Below are 19735 nucleotides of genomic sequence, written 5' to 3' on the forward strand. Positions count from 1 at the left end.
AGGCGAAGCCGAGGAGGCTCCACAAGCGCCCCGCGGAAAGCGAATGCCTGCAACGGAAATCGACAGGGTGTTTACCAGGTCCAATTCTATTTTCAATGTAACTCTCTTTTTCTTACTTTTTACTAATAGCTTGTCATACTTCCATTCCTCTATCATACAATCTAGTAAGAGAGTGATAGGAGGAACTATGATGAAAAAACAGTCGCGCTTTTCCATTTTACTAGGGCATATAAAAGAACACTCCTCTCTATACTTGTTTATAGTGGTTCTTTTTTTTATGGGGGTGATATTCGGTGCAATCGTCGTGAACAGTATGAATTTCACGCAAAAACAAGATTTATACGTTTACTTAAACCGCTTCTTTGGACAAGTTGCTGATGGACAGTTTGCAAATGCAAAGGATATATTCTTCCAGAGCTATTTTCATAACATTAAGTATGTACTATTAATGTGGATACTAGGAATTTCTATTATAGGATTACCTGTTATATTAGTATTGCTATTTCTAAAAGGTGTCGTTGTAGGATTTACAGTGGGCTTTCTTGTGAATCAGTTAAGCTGGAAGGGTTTCTTACTCTCTTTTGTAGCCATTCTTCCGCAAAATATGATTGCGATTCCTGCTTATATCATTATTGGGACATTATCTGTAGCCTTTTCTTTAAAGATGATCCGCCAACAATTTGTTAAAAGAATTCAAGAGCCCTTCTTTCAACAGTTTATTCGATATAGTATGGCGATGGGATTAATCTGTTTGTTATTGCTAGTGGCTTCTTTTATAGAAGCTGTAGCATCTCCAGTTTTGATGAAATCAGTCATTACAATGTTAAAGTGATTATTATTTAATAATAATTATTAGTTCTTGTTTATAATAATTATATTTTCTTTGACAGTTGTCTCCCTATTCGCTAAAATATAAAAGTATAGCGAGGGAGGGACAATTTATGGAAGAAAGAATTGATCGGATTAAAAAGCAACTACATTCCGCAAGCTACAAGCTAACTCCTCAACGGGAATCAACAGTCCGAGTTTTATTAGAGCATGAAGAGGATCATTTAAGTGCGGAAGATGTATACCTCCTCGTAAAAGAAAAGTCCCCTGAAATTGGGCTTGCTACCGTGTATCGAACATTAGAGCTACTTACAGAATTGAAAGTTGTCGATAAAATAAATTTTGGCGATGGAGTTTCCCGTTATGATTTAAGACAAGAGGGAGCGAAACATTTCCATCATCATTTAGTTTGTATAGAATGTGGTGCAGTAGACGAAATACAGGATGACCTGCTAGAAGATGTAGAAGCGGTAGTAGAACGAGATTGGAATTTTAAAATTAAAGACCATCGTCTGACGTTTCACGGAATTTGTCATCGTTGTCAAGATCCGGAGAATCCCGATGAGAGTAATGAACCTACATAATGAAGATGTCCCAAAAGTGTACGCGCTTTAGATAGGGACGTCTTTTTTTTTCGTTTCTTTTAATCTTCCATGTATAAAACCACTCCAAATTGTCATACCTTCTAATAAGACAAGTTTAGAAGCTGATTATAAGCTGGAGGGTGCTGTTTTTTATGAAGAATCTTATTGATACATGCTATAATACATTTAAGGTTTTTATTTTATTTACTGGCTGCACAGTTTTATTTTACTATGGCATTATATGGGTTAATCAAGAGTACGAAAATTACCATAGATATGATGAGCCAGAAGGTGCGGCAGTGAAAGTGACAAAAATGGTAGAGGAGAGAGATGAGGGCTGGATTCAGCGCTTACTGTTTTTCTATCATTACGGGGAGTAGAGTAGAGTGCAGGATCAATTAAAAGATTTTATCCACTTTTTAGTGGTGGAGAAGGGTTTGGCAGAAAACACAATTGTTTCCTATGAACGAGATCTAAAGGCTTATATACAATATATAAATAAAGTGGAAGAACTGACTTCCTTTAATGAAGTAACTCGAGCGACCATTCTTCAGTTTCTAAAGTTTCTACATGAAAAGGGGAAGTCATCTAAAACAATTGCTAGACATATTGCATCAATTCGTTCGCTTCACCAATTTTTATTGCGAGAAAAGGTGACAACTCAGGATCCTACAGTACATATTGACTCACCGAAGCCGCAACAAAAACTACCACAGGTTCTTTCAGTAGAGGAAGTTCAAGCATTACTGGATTCACCGGATACAAGTAAAACTTTTGGGGCTAGGGACAAGGCGATGCTTGAATTATTGTATGCGACTGGAATACGTGTATCAGAACTTATATCGTTAAATTTGAGTGATGTCCATTTAACAATGGGGTTTGTACGGTGTATTGGAAAAGGAAATAAGGAGAGAATCATTCCTCTTGGAAAAATGGCGCAGGAAGCGATTCATACTTATATAGAAGAAAATAGAAATAAGTTGAAGAAGAAAAAGATAACAGACGCATTCTTTTTGAACCATCATGGGAATCGATTGACAAGACAAGGATTTTGGAAAATACTGAAAAAGTTATCGAAAGAAGCTGGTATTGAAAAGGATCTCACGCCTCATACATTACGTCATTCCTTTGCGACTCATCTATTAGAAAATGGCGCAGATCTTCGTGCGGTCCAAGAGATGCTAGGACATGCAGATATCTCGACAACGCAAATTTATACACATGTAACAAAGACACGTTTAAAGGATGTTTACAGTAAGTTTCATCCAAGAGCATAGAGGCTGGTTGTCAGAACAGTCTTTTTTTTATTTTTTGATTGCAAGAGTGAAAGCGCTTGTTTATACTTTATAGTGAGACGTCAGACTTCTGACAATTGTTTTTGGTTTTATAGGGTTAACCTCATTAAAAGAGGGAAAAATACATTTGTTAAAATATATACTAAAAGTAAATAGCTTTTGGAGGAGGTTTACAAATGAGTTCTTATACATATAAAAGAGTATTTCTTGTAGTAATGGATTCAGTAGGAATTGGTGAGGCACCTGATGCGGAGAAATTCGGTGATAAAGGTGCAAACACAATCGGGCATATTGCAGATCATATGAATGGCCTGAACATGCCGAACATGGCAAAACTTGGACTAAGTAATATTGAAGAGGTTAAAGGAATTGAAAAAGCAGTAAAACCACTTGCTTATTATACAAAAATGGAAGAAGCATCAAGCGGGAAAGATACGATGACTGGTCATTGGGAAATTATGGGTCTTCGAATCGATACGCCGTTCCGCGTGTTTCCTGAAGGCTTCCCAGATGAATTAATTCAAGAATTAGAAGAGAAAACAGGTAGAAAAATTATTGGAAATATCCCTGCCTCCGGTACAGAAATATTGGATCAATTAGGAAAAGAACATATGGATACTGGTGCATTGATTGTATACACTTCTGCTGATTCTGTCCTACAAATTGCAGCGCATGAAGGTATTGTTCCAATCGAAGAATTATATGATATTTGTAAAATTGCACGTGAGCTAACTTTAGATGAAAAGTACATGGTTGGAAGAGTAATTGCGCGACCATTTGAAGGGGAGCCTGGAAACTTCAAACGGACTCCAAACCGTCATGACTATGCTTTAAAACCTTTTGAACGTACAGTAATGAATGAGTTAAAGGATGGCGGCTATGATGTCATCTCTATTGGAAAGATTTCCGACATTTATGATGGAGAAGGAGTAACAAAATCACTTCGTACAGTGTCCAATATGGATGGAATGGATAAGTTAGTCGATACGGTGGAAATGAATTTTACCGGAATCAGCTTCCTGAATCTAGTTGATTTTGATGCAGTTTATGGCCATCGTAGAGATCCGGCTGGATATGGAAAAGCGCTAGAAGAGTTCGATGCTAGATTACCGGAAGTTCTAGCAAATCTTCGTGATGAAGATTTATTAATCATTACTGCGGATCACGGCAATGATCCAACCTTCCCTGGTACGGATCATACTCGTGAGTATGTACCACTACTTGTATACTCACCGCGTCATTCGGAAGGCAAAGAATTAGAAATCAGAAAAACGTTTGCAGATATTGGTGCAACCATTGCTGATAACTTTAATACTAGAATGCCAAAGCATGGAAAAAGTTTTTTAACAGACTTAAACTAGGGGGAACATATCGATGAACACTCAATCTATTCAACAATCAGCTACTTATATAAAGTCTAAAATTACAACAGAACCCAAAATTGGTCTTATCCTTGGTTCTGGGTTAGGTGTACTGGCGGAAGAAATTCAAAACCCAATTACAATCCCATACAGCGAAATTCCTGAATTTCCTGTTTCTACAGTAGAAGGTCACGCAGGACAACTAGTGATCGGTGAATTAGAAGGAAAAACAGTTATCGCTATGCAAGGTAGATTTCACTTTTATGAAGGTTATTCCATGGATAAAGTGACCTTCCCAGTACGTGTAATGAAGTATTTAGGTGTCGAGCAATTAATCGTGACTAACGCTGCTGGTGGAGTGAATGAAAACTTTGAAGCAGGAGACTTAATGATTATCACGGATCATATTAATAATTTTGGTACAAATCCGTTAATTGGAGAGAATCACGCAGAATTAGGCGCTCGCTTCCCTGATATGTCAGAGGCTTATAGCAAGGATTTAAGGAATTTAGCTAAGTCTACTGCAGAACAATTAGGAATTAAAGTTCAAGAGGGCGTATACGTTGGTAACACAGGTCCTTCTTATGAAACACCAGCAGAAGTAAGAATGCTTCGTATCCTTGGTGGAGACGCTGTTGGGATGTCTACAGTACCTGAAGTAATTATTGCCCGTCATAGCGGGTTGAAAGTATTAGGAATTTCATGTATCTCTAATATGGCAGCAGGTATTTTAGACCAACCATTAACACATGATGAAGTAATGGAAACAACTGAAATGGTAAAAGCAAACTTCCTACAATTCGTAAAAACAATTATTAAAGGTATGTAATTTTAAAAAAGAGGTGTTTCCTAATGAGAATGGTAGATGTTATTGAAAAGAAACGTGACGGAAAAGAATTAACAACAGAAGAAATTCAATTTGTCGTAAAAGGCTTCACTGACGGGTCTATACCTGACTATCAAATGAGTGCTTTTTCAATGGCAATTTATTTTAAAGGGATGAGCGACCAAGAACGTGCAGATTTAACAATGGCAATGGTTCATTCGGGTGATACAATCGATTTATCCGCTATTGAAGGGATTAAAGTAGATAAACATAGTACTGGAGGAGTTGGCGATACAACTACTTTAGTGTTAGCGCCACTTGTAGCAGCAGTTGGAGTACCAGTTGCGAAAATGTCCGGACGTGGTCTTGGACATACTGGTGGTACTATTGATAAGCTTGAGGCGGTTCCAGGCTTCCATGTGGAAATCGACAATCAAGAATTTATCGACTATGTAAACAAAAATAAAGTAGCTGTAATTGGTCAAAGCGGAAACTTAACACCTGCTGACAAAAAGCTTTACGCACTTCGTGATGTAACAGCAACGGTTAACAGTATTCCACTAATCGCAAGCTCCATCATGAGTAAAAAAATTGCAGCAGGTGCTGACGCAATCGTACTAGACGTAAAAACTGGTGCAGGCGCATTCATGAAAGATTTAGATGAAGCGAAAAAATTAGCAAAAGCAATGGTTGATATCGGAAATAACGTCGGCCGTAGAACGATGGCTGTTATCTCAGACATGAGCCAACCTCTAGGATTTGCAATTGGTAATGCACTTGAAATTAAAGAAGCAATCGATACACTTCGTGGTAAAGGACCAAAGGATCTAGAGGAACTTTGCTTAGTGTTAGGAAGCTACATGGTATTGTTAGCAGAAAAAGCATCTACTTTAGAGGAAGCTCGTGGCATGCTAGAAGAGGTTATTCAATCTGGTGCCGCAATTGAAACGTTAAAAACTTTCTTAGAGGCGCAAGGTGGAGACGCTTCTGTTGTCGATAATCCTGAGAAATTACCACAAGCTAGTTTCATTGTGGAGCTAGAAGCAAAAGAAGCAGGAGTTGTATCTGAAATCGTAGCAGATTCAGTTGGAACAGCAGCAATGTTGCTTGGTGCAGGTCGTGCTACAAAAGAGTCTGAAATTGACTTAGCAGTTGGTATCGTGCTTAATAAGAAAATTGGAGACAAAGTGGAAGCTGGTGGATCCCTAGCAACAATCCACAGTAACCAAGAAGATGTAACTAAAGTAAAAGAAAAACTTTATGAGAGCATTAAATTAGTAAGCGGTGAAGTAAAAGTTCCACCACTTGTGTATGATACAATTTCTGAATAAGGCTTAAATGGACAGCTCCTCGGTGATGAGGAGCTGTTTTTTTATGACAGCGGCGGGTTAGATATGGGAATTATGACTCTTTTTTGATCCAGTTCTCCATTTCTGAGCCGATTCGAACGATTTGTGACTCGGTACAATCTAATTCTGATCCGAACCGGGCGAATTCTGATCGGGTATGACCATTGTGAGCCCCACCGTCCTGTTTCTGAGCCGATTCGAACGATATGTGATCCGGTATAATCTAATTCTGATCCGAACCGGGCGAATTCTGATCGGGTATGACCATTGTGAGCCCCACCATCCTGTTTCTGAGCCGATTCGAACGATATGTGATCCGCTACTATCCAATTCTGATCCGAACCGACCTATTTCTGATACAATCCCCCTCTGTACGATAGAAAGCAACTCCCATCCTATACCGATTCACTCAAAGTGCTTCAACATTTCTAACTTTTTTAATTCGCCTGCCAAATCTTAGTATAAAACGTATGATATTGGAAAAAATGAGAATTATGGAATAAGATTGGAGGTCTATGGATGAAAAAGTTAGTAACCGCAATAATTGCAATTGCTTTTACTTTTTCCGCATTTAGTCCATTCGCGCTAGCGGAAGAAAAAGGTGTTCAGCTTACAGAAAATGCGAAATCTGCAATTTTGATTGAACGTGACACAGGTCAAGTTTTATATGAGAAAAACGGACACGAAAAATTGCCGCCAGCGAGTATGACAAAAATCATGACGATGCTCTTAATTATGGAAGCAATCGATGAAGGCAAATTAACTTGGGATGAAAAAATCAGAACAAGTGAGTATGCTGCGTCTATGGGTGGCTCTCAAATTTTTCTTGAAGCAGGAGAAGAAATGACAACAGATGAAATGCTTCGAGGTATCGCTATAGCATCAGGTAACGATGCATCAGTCGCGATGGCAGAGCGTATTGCGGGTTCTGAAGAGGCATTTGTGGAGAAAATGAATGCGAAGGCTAAAGAACTTGGATTAGAAAATACATTATTTCAAAATCCAACAGGTTTACCTGCTAAAAATCATTACAGTACGGCCTCTGATATGGCAGTAATCGCAAAAGAATTATTAAAATTTGATGATATTACGAAATACACAGGTCAATATGAGGATTATCTTCGAGAAAATACGGAGAAAAAATTCTGGCTGGTTAACACCAATAAGCTAGTAAAATTTTATCCCGGTGTTGATGGAGTCAAAACTGGCTTTACAGCAGAAGCAAAATATTGTTTAACTGCAACAGCAAAAAAAGATAACATGCGTGTCATTGCTGTCGTATATGGTGCTCCAACGCCAAAAGAACGTAACGCCCAAATCACCAATATGTTAGATTATGCTTTTAGTCACTACAAAACGCATCCAATGTTCGAAAGAAATGTAGCGGTCGCAAAAGTTAAGGTAAGTAAGGGCTCTAAAAAAGAACTAGAGGCTGTAACGAGCGAACCAATATCCGTTTTAACGAAAAAAGGTGAAACGGTGGATGATGTGGTAAAAGTAATTAACGTAGATGAAAAGGTGCAGGCACCAGTGAAAAAAGGTGACAAGGTAGGTACGATTGTTCTGAAAAAAGGAAATAAAGTACTTTCAGAAAGTGATCTTGTAGCTGGTGGAGATAGCTTAGAAGCCAGCTGGTGGCAACTATTTAAGCGATCTATGGGACATTTTACAAAAGTTAACTAATAAAATTTATGGCGAAGAAGGACACACTTTAGCGAAATAGCACTAGTTTTGTCCTTAAGCAGGATTTTGGAATATAAAAATAGAAATTGACTCACTGAACGATGATTCTACAAGGAGGAAAGTACAGTGAGTCTTACAGTTGATTTAGAAGTAAAGCAGAATGTACTTTGTGTACGATTGGCAGGAGAATTAGATCATCACACGGCAGAGAATCTACGTGAACAAGCTTCAACCATTATTCAAAAGCAACAAATCACTCACATTATTTTAAATTTGGAGCAGCTATCTTTTATGGATAGTTCAGGGCTGGGAGTTATTTTAGGGCGATATAAGCAAATCAAAAATAACGGTGGAGAAATGGTTGTGTGCTCTATTTCCCCAGCAGTGAAACGCCTGTTCGAAATGTCTGGCTTATTTAAAATCATTCGTTTAGAAGAAAGTGAAAAAAATGCTCTTCAGAAATTGGGGGTGGCATAATGAATAATCAAATGCACCTACAATTTTCTGCGCTTAGTCAAAATGAATCGTTTGCTAGGGTAACAGTAGCGGCATTCATCATGCAGTTAGACCCAACCATGGATGAGCTTACAGAAATTAAGACAGTTGTTTCAGAAGCGGTGACAAACGCAATTATTCATGGTTACGACAACGATCCTAAAGCCACTGTTTATATCTCTGTAGAACTTGAGGATGGAGCTGTCCACATTACCATTAAAGATGAAGGAATTGGAATTGATGATGTGGAGGAAGCTAGACAGCCGTTATACACTACTAAGCCTGAGCTCGAGCGTTCTGGTATGGGGTTTACCATTATGGAAAACTTTATGGATTATGTAGAAATTCACTCAACTAAAGAAGGCACCTCAATCCGTATGACCAAATATTTAGCTAAGAGCAAAGCGCTTGTAAATTAAGGAGCTAAGCCTATGGATGTGGAGGTCAAAAAAGAAGCGCAAATCTATTTAAAAGATCATGAAGTGAAAGAACTGATCAAAAAAAGTCAAGCTGGTGAGCAAGAAGCCAGAGACCTAATCGTGTCAAAGAATATGCGACTCGTATGGTCGGTTGTTCAACGTTTTATGAATAGAGGATATGAACCAGACGACCTTTTCCAAATTGGGTGTATTGGTTTACTAAAATCAGTCGATAAGTTTGATCTTTCTTATGACGTGAAATTTTCTACCTATGCCGTTCCGATGATTATCGGGGAAATTCAACGATTTATTCGCGATGATGGAAGTGTGAAGGTGAGTCGCTCTTTAAAAGAGGTTGCGAATAAAATAAGAAAGGCGAAGGACGAATTATCTAAGCGCTATGGAAGAGTACCGACAATTAATGAGATTGCAGAGTTTCTTGAAATTACTGCAGAGGAAGTAGTCCTTGCTCAAGAAGCAGCGAGAGCGCCATCTTCCATTCATGAAACGGTATATGAAAACGATGGGGATCCTATCACGTTACTAGACCAAATTGCTGACCACTCAGAAAATCGATGGTTTGATAAAATTGCATTAAAAGAAGCAATTGAAGAGTTGGATGAACGTGAAAAACTAATAGTCTATTTACGCTATTATAAAGATCAAACGCAGACAGAGGTCGCACAGAGGCTTGGTATTTCGCAGGTTCAAGTCTCTAGGTTGGAGAAGAAAATATTAGTTCAGATGAAAGATCGTATGGATGAGTGATGTCCGTACGGTCTTTTTTTTGTTTTGGTATTGGGCAATTAAAGTTTTGTTTTTTTCCTTTGGGGAGGAAGAGTTTTTTATGTGGTAATTCTTGGTGATGTTTTTTCCTTTGCATGGTAATTCTCCCACTAAACCATACTACAGATACAGTATGTTTTGGCGGGATGTGTTCGGGGATGGATAAAATTGTGTATATTCGGCTGCGGCATCGTATTCAAGCTCGTCCAAATCAAATCATTAGAATTGGGGATGTCGCACAACTTGTTGCTGATGACAGCATTGTACAACTAATAGAAAAAGTTGCTGTTCATCATGTGAATATGAGTGATAAATCGATTGTTGTTGTAGATGTCATGCAATTACTGAAGGAATTGCGAAAGGTAGACCCTGAACTGGATATTCAAACGTTTGGGGCAGCACAAACAATCGTAGAAATTATGTATAAGAAAAAGCGTTTTCGTCCAATGTTTTTTGCAGCGGTATGGCTATTACTATTTTTGGGAGCAGCACTTGCAATTATGAATTTCCACGAAGATGTCAGTATGCGTATTGTCCATCAAAAGATTTTTAAAACAATTACTGGCCTTGAAGATGACAAACCACTTTTATTGCAAATACCTTATTCCATTGGTTTAGGCTTAGGTATGATCCTGTTTTTCAATCATGTATTTAAAAAGCGGATAAATGAAGAGCCAAGTCCATTAGAGGTAGAGATGTTTAATTACCAACAGGATTTGGATCAATATGTGATTATGAATGAGAATAAAGAAAGTTCGAAAAAAATGGATGGCCATTAGTATCATTTTCGTCGTTTTTTTGGGGTTAGCCGGTGGATTAGCGGTGGGATCTGGATTTGTCGCTTTTTTAACAGTCCTTGGAATTATTCCTCGACTAACACAACTTACAAAAACGACATCATATGTGTATGGCTATGAATGGGGAGTTATTGGAGGGGCCTTATTTGGAAGTTGGATCAGTTTAAATAACGTTGCCTTCCATTTACCTTCCATTTTGGCCGTTCCGATTGGACTGTTTTGTGGAATATTTGTTGGTTTATTAGCTGCTGCATTAACAGAAGTTCTCAATGTATTACCAATCCTTGCAAAACGTATCGGAGTAGATGGGCAAATCGTCATCCTTTTAATGGCGATTGTTTTTGGGAAAATCGTTGGCTCGCTTTATCACTGGCTAATATTCGTTAATTTATGAAAGGAGAAGCAGATATGAGTGAAAAATTAAAAGATAACTATCAGCAAAATATAAAAAAATTTCAGCCGAAACCACCTTACTTTATAAACTGTGTGAAAGCCTTCCTTGTGGGAGGATTAATCTGCCTAATAGGGCAGGGAATTCAGAATTTCTATATTTCGGTCTTTGATTTTTCAGAAAAACAAGCAGGAAATCCGACCGTTGCCACCTTGATTTTATTTGCTGCACTGCTTACAGGGTTTGGAGTTTACGATAAGATAGGTCAGTTTGCTGGTGCAGGTTCTGCAGTGCCTGTGACCGGGTTTGCTAACTCGATGACAAGTGCAGCTTTAGAGCATCGAAGTGAAGGATTAGTACTTGGGGTTGCAACGAATATGTTTAAGCTAGCTGGGAGCGTCATTGTGTTTGGAGTAGTTGCGGCATATGTGGTTGGGTTTCTTCGTTATCTTTTTAATATGAGTTTTACGGGATAAAGGAGGAGAAAGGTTATGAGGATAGTAGGAAAGCAAACATGGATTTTTCAAAATCCAATCTATATTAATGCGACCGGAACAGCTGTTGGCCCTAAAGAGGCAGATGGGCCACTCGGAGCAGATTTTGACTACTCATTCAAGGAGTTACATTGTGGGGAGGACAACTGGGAGCTGGCAGAGAGAAGGCTGATGGAGCAGTCTATCCAATCGTGCTTAAGTAAGGAGAAGCTAGAATATAAAGATATTGATCTCTTCTTAGCTGGAGATTTACTTAATCAAAATGTTACAGCTAATTATGTTGCGCGTCACCATCAGATTCCATTTCTCTGTATGTTTGGTGCTTGCTCTACTTCCATGGAAACATTAGCGATGTCTGCTGCATTAGTCGATGCGGGTTTTGCAAATAGAGTGCTAGCGTCAACAAGTAGTCATAACGCAACTGCTGAAAGACAATTTCGTTATCCAACTGAATATGGCGGGCAAAAGCCAGATTCGGCAACGTTTACCGTGACAGGTGCAGGTACAGCTTTAGTTAGTAAAGAAAAAGGTGCGGTGAAAATAACCTCAGCTACGATAGGGAGGGTGATTGATTTAGGAATTACTGATCCATTTGATATGGGAACGGCTATGGCTCCAGCTGCTGCGGATACGATTCAGGCTCATCTACAAGATTTAAACATACAACCTGATGAGTATGATTTAATCGCTACTGGTGATCTGTCTGGCGTAGGTAGTCCTATTTTAAAAGAATTACTGAAAGAAGAAGGCTTTGATGTTTCGATTATTCATAATGATTGTGGCCTAATGATTTATCGCTCCGATCAAAATGTGTTTGCTGGAGGAAGTGGCTGTGGCTGTGCAGCTGTCGTAACATATGGTCATATCATAAATGAACTGAAAACTGGGGCCTTAAAGAAGGTGTTGGTTGTAGCAACCGGCGCATTATTAAGCCCGACAATGCTTCAACAGAAGGAATCGATTCCAACCATTGCCCATGGTGTCGTTCTAGAAAGGGTGAATAATTAATGGAGTATGTCATTGCGTTTGTTGTAGGTGGACTTGTTTGTGTAGTTGGACAACTTCTATTGGATTTTTGCAAGCTTACACCAGCTCATGTAATGAGTAGCTTTGTGGTAGCAGGTGCCATTCTAGACGGGTTTGGAATATATGATAAATTCATTGACTTTGCTGGTGCAGGTGCAACGGTTCCTATAACTAGTTTTGGGCATTCTTTGCTCCACGGGGCTATGCATCAATCGGAAAAGCACGGCTTAGTGGGAATAGGTATGGGCATATTTGAATTAACATCTGCTGGGATTTCTTCTGCTATTCTATTTGCTTTTCTTGTGGCATTAATATTTAAGCCGAAAGGATAAGGACCACATGATAAAAAAACGGGTCATTTTAGTCACAGATGGAGATGTGTACGCGAAGAAAAACATTCAATTAGTTGCGAAGAAGTACGGGGGGAGATGTATTTCGAGTTCCTTTGGAAATCCGACATTATTGAGCGGCGAAGAAATGGTTCAATTAATCTTAAAAGCCAAATCAGAGCCTGTTTTTGTGATGTTTGATGACAGTGGTTATTTGGGCGAAGGAGCAGGGGAAATAGCATTGAAGTATGTAGCCTCTCATCCGCAGATAGAGGTTCTTGGTGTCATTGCGGTTGCTTCTAAAACACATCAATCCGAATGGGCGAAAGTAAATGTTACCGTTGATCGTGATTTACAAGTTTCATCCTTTGGAGTAGATAAAAGTGGGATTCAAGAAATGGATATTGGAAGAATAAATGGAGACACCGTGTATTGTTTAGATACCATTGATGTTCCCGTTATTGTAGGAATTGGTGATATTGGCAAAATGGCCAGGAAAGATGATGTGAAGCGAGGAGCTCCCGTAACTTGTAAAGCAGTAGAAATCATTTTAGAGAGGAATGGGTATGATGTCTCACAATGGAATGGAAAAAATACCGATTTCACCGAAGCTGACGAATAACGAGGATTTTTTTAAAGATAAAGTAGGATTGAATGACAGTTTTGATTTAGGAATAAGAAAGATTACGGTTCTTGGAAAAGAATTAAATATTTATTATGTGAATGGCCTATGTGACACGAGCTATATTATCGAGTTAATGGAAGAGCTTGTTCATATCAATGATGTGGAGCGGAAAACATATAAAACCAAAGAAATTATCCATAATCGTCTTGTCCACCAGCAAGTGGAGACAATTAAGTATTTGGATGAAGTTGTAGATCAGGTTTTAAGTGGACTAATCGCCATTCTTATTGAAGGAGAAGACACCGGGTTTGTCGTTGATACGAGATCTTATCCTGGGAGAAATCCAGAGGAGCCTGACACCGAGAAAGTAGTGCGAGGAGCACGTGATGGATATGTAGAGAATATCATTGTAAATACAGCACTAACGAGAAGAAGGATAAGAGATGAGCGTTTGCGTAATGAGATTTTTCAGGTAGGTGAACGCTCTAAAACAGACATATGCCTTTCCTACATAAAAGATGTTGCAGACCCTGATTTAGTGGATATCATTCGAAAAGAAATCCAAAATATTAAGATAGACGGAATCACGATGGCTGATAAAACAGTGGAAGAGTTTCTGGTGAAACAAGGCTTCAATCCATTTCCGCTTGTACGGTTTACAGAAAGACCTGATATAGCGGCAACTCATCTGCTAGAAGGACATGTTATTATCATGGTCGACACTTCTCCGAGTGTTATTATCACACCTACAACTTTCTTTCATCATGTACAACATGTGGAGGAGTATCGCCAATCACCAGCAGTCGGGACATTTGTTCGGTGGGTTCGTTTTGTAGGGATCTTTGCTTCCTTATTTTTATTGCCAATGTGGTTTTTAATGGTAATTGAACCAAGCATGTTACCTGAAGCGATAAGTTTTGTTGGTCCGAATGAACAGTCGAATATTCCGATCGTTATTCAGATTTTCCTCGCAGATATTGGGGTTGAATTTTTAAGGCTTGCGGCGATTCATACTCCAACAGCTCTCTCTACTGCGATGGGTTTAATTGCTGCAGTATTAATTGGACAAATCGCGATTGATGTGGGGTTATTTGTTCCAGAAGTTATTTTATATGTAGCGGTTGCGGCAATTGGATCTTTTACCACACCAAGCTATGAATTAAGTGTTGCAAATAAAATTGTTCGACTGATTCTATTAGCCCTAGTAGCGCTTTTTAAAGCACCAGGATTAATAATTGGCGGTACTTTATTCGTTATTTTTCTAGCGGGGATCCGCTCGTTAAATACTCCATATTTATGGCCGTTTATTCCATTTAACGCAAAAGCGTTATTTATGATCTTAATTAGACGTAGTACTCCAGGAGCGAAAGTGAGACCGAGTATCGTACATCCAAAAAATCGCTTTAGACAACCACAATAAAAAAGTAGTAAGAATATTCGCTTGATAGGGGAAAATAGATGTGATAGAGTTTATTTAATCAAATAAAGAGGTAAAGGGTTTGCTAACAGCTAAATGAGTTCTGTTTAGCTGTTTTTTCTTACTAAGTCTTAAAATGGGCAAGTACCCTTCCCCTTTCTGAATAAAAGAATAATGTACAACATGAGTAACCTAAAAGACTACATTAAGAGGAGAAATAGCGCATGTATTTTCATGGAACAAGTCAAGTAAATGAAAAGGGACATTTAGAAATTGGTGGAGTAGATACGATTGAATTAGCCAATCAGTATGGAACACCGTTATATATTTATGATGTAGCACTTATTCGAGAACGAGCGCGTAATTTCCAAAAGACGTTTAAAAATCTAGGAATTAAAGCGCAAGTTGCTTATGCGAGTAAGGCATTCTCGTCTATTGCAATGTTTCAATTAGCTAAAGAAGAAGGATTATCGCTTGATGTTGTTTCAGGAGGCGAATTATTTACTGCACTTGTAGCAGACTTCCCTGTTGATCGGATTCATTTCCATGGCAATAACAAAAGCTATGAAGAGTTAGAAATGGCTGTTCAGCAAAAGATTGGCTGTGTCGTAGTAGATAACTTCTATGAATTAGAGCTATTACAAGAAATTTGCCAAAAACATGATTACATAATGCCGATACTTTTACGAGTAACACCAGGTATTGAAGCGCATACCCACGATTATATTTTAACTGGGCAAGAGGATTCTAAGTTTGGTTTTGATTTACAGAGCGGGCAAGCAGGAGATGCGATGAAGCTTGCAATTAAAGCTTCTCATCTAGATTTATTAGGTATTCACTGCCATATTGGTTCACAAATTTTTGAAACAACGGGTTTCAAATTAGCAGCAGAAAAATTATTTGAAACTTTAAAGAATTGGAAAGCTGAAGTAGAGTTTGAAGCTAGAGTAGTAAATCTGGGTGGTGGGTTTGGAATTCGCTATACTAAAGAAGATGATCCGATTCCAGTATCTGTATATGTGGAAGAGATAATTAAAGATGTGCAAACTTATGTAAAAGAGATGAACTTACAGATGCCAGAAATTTGGATTGAGCCAGGCCGCTCTTTAGTTGGTGATGCCGGAACTACTATTTACTCCGTTGGTTCAAAGAAAGAAATTCCTAATATTCGCAAGTACCTAGCGATTGACGGTGGGATGAGTGATAATATTCGTCCAGCCCTCTATCAAGCAAAATATGAGGCAGTGTTAGCAAATCGGGTAAATGACCCTGCAGACGAAACGGTTTCGATTGCAGGCAAGTGTTGCGAATCCGGCGATATGCTTATTTGGGATCTTCCTTTACCTAAAGCAAACCATGAAGATTATTTAGCAGTTTTCTGTACAGGTGCATATGGCTACTCGATGGCAAATAATTATAACCGGATCACAAGACCAGCTGTCGTATTTGTAGAAGATGGAGAAACGCAGCTAGTTATAAAAAGAGAAACATTTGAAGATTTGGTGCGATTAGATTTACCGTTTCAGTCAAAATCGAAAATACTAAAGTAACTAAAGTAATTCATTTAGGATGAAGCCTATTCCGATCGTTAGTGGGGTAGGCTTTTTCTGGTTTTAGGATTTGACGAATACAGAAGAAACCCCTGAGTTAACAAAATAACATTTTCATAGGCTCTTGCTTTCCTTTGGACATAGAATCATGTATGATAAAGACTGATTAAGTTACTCATAAAGGAGATGTTTTCCCATGAAAAAACAAGGATACATACTAATGCAAAACGGTGAGAAAATCGAATTCGAATTATATCCAAATGAAGCACCAAACACTGTTGCTAATTTCGAGAAGTTAGCAAACGAAGGATTCTACAATGGTGTTACTTTCCACCGTGTTATTCCTGGCTTTGTAAGTCAAGGTGGCGACCCAACTGGTACAGGTGCTGGTGGTAGTGGAACAACAATCAAATGTGAAACTGAAGGCAACCCACATAAGCATGAAGCTGGTAGCCTTTCCATGGCGCACGCTGGGAGAGACACTGGTTCTAGCCAATTCTTCATCGTACATGAGCCACAACCACATTTAAATGGTGTGCACACTGTATTCGGTAAAGTAACTTCTGGTCTTGAAACAGCTAGAAGCATGAAAAATGGCGACACTATGGAGAAAGTTGAAATAGTGGACGCCCAATAGTAAGTTTAAAAGGTGGGAGCAGAAATGCTCTCTCTTTTTTATAGAATGGCTCTGTTCAATTTTACTGTTCATTCCGTATCATGCGAAAAATCCCCCGGCTACTGGCTTCCACCTCGGTTCAAAGGGGTCACCTTCTTTTCACGGGAAGCACCCATATAAAAAACTTAAACTTAGATGATGAAAAAGTGGAGCTCCCCGCGGAAAGCGAACACCTGGCACGGAAATCTACAGGGTGTTTAATGTGCCACCCTTATTTTCAGGGTAGTCTATAGAATAAAATAAGCGTAACGGCAATAAAGAAAGGATAGTTAGATTCAACTTCAGCGTATAGCCTCCTAATTCATAAGGGTTTTTCTAAGGGTGCTTATGAGCACTCTATAGAAAACTCTTTATACTTGTCTAGGGGGAATAAAAAGCTTAGACGTTGTTATTTGTAGAAAGTAGGGTTTAAAATGAATAAATCAAATTGGATTCTAGCAGGTGTTTTACTCGTTATGTCACTTGTTTGGGGTATTATTTATTGGTTTTTTATCGTCTAAATGGAGTAAGTAATAGATTTTAAAATTTTACTTCTTTGAAAGATATGCTAAGATAATGTAGAACATAAAATTATATATTTATGTCCTTCGGGGGTGGGTGCAATTCCCTACCGGCGGTGATGAAGCATGATTGCTTCTTAGTCCGTGACCCAGTTTATTTGTGAAAAGTATAGCCACTTAGTTTTGGTTATTGTTGGAGCTAAACAAGCCGCTTCTGCTTTTCTGTGTCTAGCTCCAGCGGCTAGCTCCTCGAGTCATAAGTCAGTTTCCTACAGAGGTCAAAAGAACAACCTCTGTAGGAAACTGTCTTATGCTTGTCGGAGCTGAACGAGCCGCTTCTGCTTTTCTTGTAAACTGGTGGATCTGGTGTAATTCCAGGGCCGACAGTGAAAGTCTGGATGGGAGAAGGATTTAAGTTGCTAAAGCAGTGAAAAAACACTTAGGTGAGCACTGTTTATTTTCCTATACGCAATTTTAATCCATTTAACCTCTAGGGCAAGTTTCTTAGAGGTTTTTTATATTTCTATTAGAAAGTGTGGGGTTCATGGACGATCGTTATTTTATGGAATTTGCCATTAATCTAGCAAGGAAAGCGATAGGACAGACCACTCCTAATCCTGTGGTTGGTTCAGTTGTGGTGAAGGAGGGTGAAATCGTTGGGTTTGGTGCGCATTTAAAAGCAGGAGAAGCACATGCTGAAGTCAATGCGCTTCAAATGGCTGGTGATAAGGCAATCGGTGCGACTGTTTATGTAACGCTAGAGCCTTGTAGCCACTTCGGTAAAACACCGCCTTGTTCAGATCTTTTAATTCAAACAAAGGTTAAACGAGTAGTCGTTGCATCTGTAGATCCCAACCCTCTTGTCGCCGGAAAAGGGATCAAAAAGCTAGAAGAGGCTGGTATTAGTGTCGAGGTTGGTGTTTGTGAAGAAGAAGCGCTAGCGTTAAACGCAGTATTTTTTCACTATATAAAAACGAAGACACCATATGTAACGTTAAAAACCGCTTCGAGTTTAGATGGGAAAACGGCGACTGTCACAAAGAATAGTAAATGGATTACAGGGGAGGAAGCTCGTCTTGATGTCCATCGGTATCGCCATCAGCATGACGCAATCCTTGTTGGAGTGGAGACAATCATAGCGGATAATCCGAGTCTAACTACAAGATTGCCGAACGGTGGCAAGAATCCAATTAGAGTTATCCTAGATACAGCGCTAAGGACTCCATTGAATGCGAAGGTTGTGACGGATTCCGCGGCACCAACATGGATTATTACCGCCTCTAATGTGAACGAGGAAAAAGTACAGGATTTTCACAATGATCAAGTCTCTATTCTTCCGCTTCCGACCATGAAAATAGAAATACACTCTCTGCTAGCTTTACTTGGAGAACGTGGTATCACCTCTTTATTTGTCGAAGGAGGAGCTACTGTGAATGGGAGCTTTCTTAAAGAAGGTTTTATTAATCAAGTGATTACGTACATCGCGCCAAAGTTAATTGGTGGAAGACATGCGCCGACAATGATTGGCGGAGAAGGTTTTGCGACAATGGATGAGTGTATGCTTCTTGAAGTGAAAGAATGTACAAGAATGGGGCAAGACATCAAGATAGTCTCGGTTCCAAGGTAAGGAGAGATTTTCATGTTCACAGGAATTATTGAAGAAATCGGAACAATTAAGCAACTAACTCGTGGCGATCAGGCAATTATCTTAGAAATTGCAGCAAAGAAGGTATTAGAGGATGTTAAGCTTGGGGATAGTATCGCAGTCAATGGAGTTTGTTTAACCGTTACTACTTTTTCAGCAAATCATTTCACGGTAGATGTGATGCCAGAAACTGTACACGCTACTTCGCTAAGTGAGTTATCAGCAGGTTCAAAGGTTAATCTTGAACGAGCAATGCTTGCGAATGGCAGATTTGGTGGGCATTTTGTTAGTGGGCATGTGGATGGAACAGGCTTCATCAAGGAGAAGAGAAGAGTTTCAAATGCTGTTTACTACACTATCTCGGTAGAAAGTCAGCTTGCCAAGTTCCTTATGCTTAAGGGCTCAATAACGGTTGATGGTACAAGCCTAACGATATTTGGTGTAACGATGGATTCGTTCACGATATCATTGATTCCCCATACCTTAAATGAAACAATCCTCGGTGGTAAAGAAAAGGGAGATAAAGTCAATATTGAAGTGGATATGTTGGCAAAATACATGGATCATTTATTGAAGCGAACGGAATCAACTCCAAAAAGTAAATCAAGCATATCCACGTCATTCTTAGAAGAACATGGATACAAATAAGGTGGGTGATT

General features: G+C 39.0%; 22 protein-coding genes. All 22 read left to right on the forward strand.

The window, feature by feature from the left end; translation table 11 throughout:
* Nucleotides 1–190 precede the first annotated feature (190 nt).
* The 22 genes from spoIIM (at nt 191) to ribE (ending at nt 19724) form a co-directional block, all read left to right on the forward strand.
* A complete protein-coding gene (spoIIM, locus tag BK580_RS09555) occupies nt 191–832 on the forward strand; it encodes a stage II sporulation protein M (RefSeq protein ID WP_078380099.1) in 642 nt (213 codons plus the stop codon).
* Nucleotides 833–941: 109 nt separating this feature from the next.
* The gene (gene fur, locus BK580_RS09560; protein WP_078380100.1) at nt 942–1412 is read left to right on the forward strand and encodes a ferric iron uptake transcriptional regulator; all 471 of its coding nucleotides are present in this window, start codon (nt 942–944) and stop codon (nt 1410–1412) included.
* A gap of 152 nt (nt 1413–1564) precedes the next feature.
* Nucleotides 1565–1792 carry a YqzK family protein gene (locus BK580_RS09565; RefSeq protein WP_078380101.1) on the forward strand — a complete coding sequence of 76 codons (228 nt, stop codon included), beginning with the start codon at nt 1565–1567 and terminating at the stop codon, nt 1790–1792.
* A gap of 6 nt (nt 1793–1798) precedes the next feature.
* On the forward strand, nt 1799–2689 hold the full coding sequence (gene xerD, locus BK580_RS09570) for a site-specific tyrosine recombinase XerD (protein WP_078380102.1): 891 nt from the start codon (nt 1799–1801) through the stop codon (nt 2687–2689).
* Nucleotides 2690–2883: 194 nt separating this feature from the next.
* Nucleotides 2884–4068 (forward strand): phosphopentomutase, encoded by a 1185-nt coding sequence (gene deoB / locus BK580_RS09575; RefSeq protein ID WP_078380103.1) that lies wholly within the window; start codon nt 2884–2886, stop codon nt 4066–4068.
* 13 nt (nt 4069–4081) lie between these two features.
* A complete protein-coding gene (locus tag BK580_RS09580; protein WP_078380104.1) occupies nt 4082–4897 on the forward strand; it encodes a purine-nucleoside phosphorylase in 816 nt (271 codons plus the stop codon).
* Between the two features lie 23 nt (nt 4898–4920).
* The gene (locus BK580_RS09585; protein WP_139364870.1) at nt 4921–6225 is read left to right on the forward strand and encodes a pyrimidine-nucleoside phosphorylase; all 1305 of its coding nucleotides are present in this window, start codon (nt 4921–4923) and stop codon (nt 6223–6225) included.
* 537 nt (nt 6226–6762) lie between these two features.
* Entirely contained in the window at nt 6763–7926 is a 1164-nt protein-coding gene (locus BK580_RS09590) for a D-alanyl-D-alanine carboxypeptidase family protein (protein WP_078380105.1), read from the forward strand.
* A 126-nt stretch (nt 7927–8052) separates the two neighbouring features.
* Nucleotides 8053–8403, forward strand: a complete 351-nt coding sequence (gene spoIIAA, locus BK580_RS09595) for an anti-sigma F factor antagonist (RefSeq protein WP_078380106.1) — start codon at nt 8053–8055, stop codon at nt 8401–8403.
* Nucleotides 8403–8840, forward strand: a complete 438-nt coding sequence (spoIIAB, locus tag BK580_RS09600; RefSeq protein WP_078380107.1) for an anti-sigma F factor — start codon at nt 8403–8405, stop codon at nt 8838–8840. The genes spoIIAA and spoIIAB overlap by 1 nt, the downstream gene beginning before the upstream one ends.
* Nucleotides 8841–8852: 12 nt before the next feature.
* On the forward strand, nt 8853–9608 hold the full coding sequence (sigF, locus tag BK580_RS09605) for an RNA polymerase sporulation sigma factor SigF (RefSeq protein ID WP_078380108.1): 756 nt from the start codon (nt 8853–8855) through the stop codon (nt 9606–9608).
* A 176-nt stretch (nt 9609–9784) separates the two neighbouring features.
* Nucleotides 9785–10405 carry a stage V sporulation protein AA gene (locus BK580_RS09610; protein WP_078380109.1) on the forward strand — a complete coding sequence of 207 codons (621 nt, stop codon included), beginning with the start codon at nt 9785–9787 and terminating at the stop codon, nt 10403–10405.
* Entirely contained in the window at nt 10395–10817 is a 423-nt protein-coding gene (locus tag BK580_RS09615; RefSeq protein WP_078382717.1) for a stage V sporulation protein AB, read from the forward strand. The genes BK580_RS09610 and BK580_RS09615 overlap by 11 nt, the downstream gene beginning before the upstream one ends.
* 14 nt (nt 10818–10831) lie before the next feature.
* A complete protein-coding gene (gene spoVAC, locus BK580_RS09620; protein ID WP_078380110.1) occupies nt 10832–11290 on the forward strand; it encodes a stage V sporulation protein AC in 459 nt (152 codons plus the stop codon).
* A gap of 15 nt (nt 11291–11305) precedes the next feature.
* Nucleotides 11306–12316: a stage V sporulation protein AD gene (spoVAD, locus tag BK580_RS09625; RefSeq protein WP_078380111.1), complete on the forward strand. Its 1011-nt coding sequence runs from the start codon at nt 11306–11308 to the stop codon at nt 12314–12316.
* Nucleotides 12316–12666: a stage V sporulation protein AE gene (gene spoVAE / locus BK580_RS09630; RefSeq protein ID WP_078380112.1), complete on the forward strand. Its 351-nt coding sequence runs from the start codon at nt 12316–12318 to the stop codon at nt 12664–12666. Before spoVAD ends, spoVAE begins: the two co-directional genes overlap by 1 nt.
* 7 nt (nt 12667–12673) lie before the next feature.
* Nucleotides 12674–13285, forward strand: a complete 612-nt coding sequence (locus BK580_RS09635) for a stage V sporulation protein SpoVABEA (protein WP_078380113.1) — start codon at nt 12674–12676, stop codon at nt 13283–13285.
* Entirely contained in the window at nt 13233–14708 is a 1476-nt protein-coding gene (locus BK580_RS09640) for a spore germination protein (RefSeq protein WP_078382719.1), read from the forward strand. Before BK580_RS09635 ends, BK580_RS09640 begins: the two co-directional genes overlap by 53 nt.
* Nucleotides 14709–14929: 221 nt before the next feature.
* Nucleotides 14930–16255, forward strand: coding sequence for a diaminopimelate decarboxylase (gene lysA, locus BK580_RS09645; protein ID WP_078380114.1), 1326 nt, complete (start codon nt 14930–14932; stop codon nt 16253–16255).
* A gap of 196 nt (nt 16256–16451) precedes the next feature.
* Nucleotides 16452–16892, forward strand: coding sequence for a peptidylprolyl isomerase (locus BK580_RS09650; protein WP_078380115.1), 441 nt, complete (start codon nt 16452–16454; stop codon nt 16890–16892).
* A 1083-nt stretch (nt 16893–17975) separates the two neighbouring features.
* Entirely contained in the window at nt 17976–19058 is a 1083-nt protein-coding gene (ribD, locus tag BK580_RS09655) for a bifunctional diaminohydroxyphosphoribosylaminopyrimidine deaminase/5-amino-6-(5-phosphoribosylamino)uracil reductase RibD (RefSeq protein WP_078380116.1), read from the forward strand.
* Nucleotides 19059–19070: 12 nt separating this feature from the next.
* Entirely contained in the window at nt 19071–19724 is a 654-nt protein-coding gene (ribE, locus tag BK580_RS09660; protein ID WP_078380117.1) for a riboflavin synthase, read from the forward strand.
* Nucleotides 19725–19735 lie beyond the last annotated feature (11 nt).

The sequence above is a fragment of the Sutcliffiella halmapala genome, assembly GCF_002019665.1.
GTDB lineage: Bacteria > Bacillota > Bacilli > Bacillales > Bacillaceae_I > Sutcliffiella_A > Sutcliffiella_A halmapala.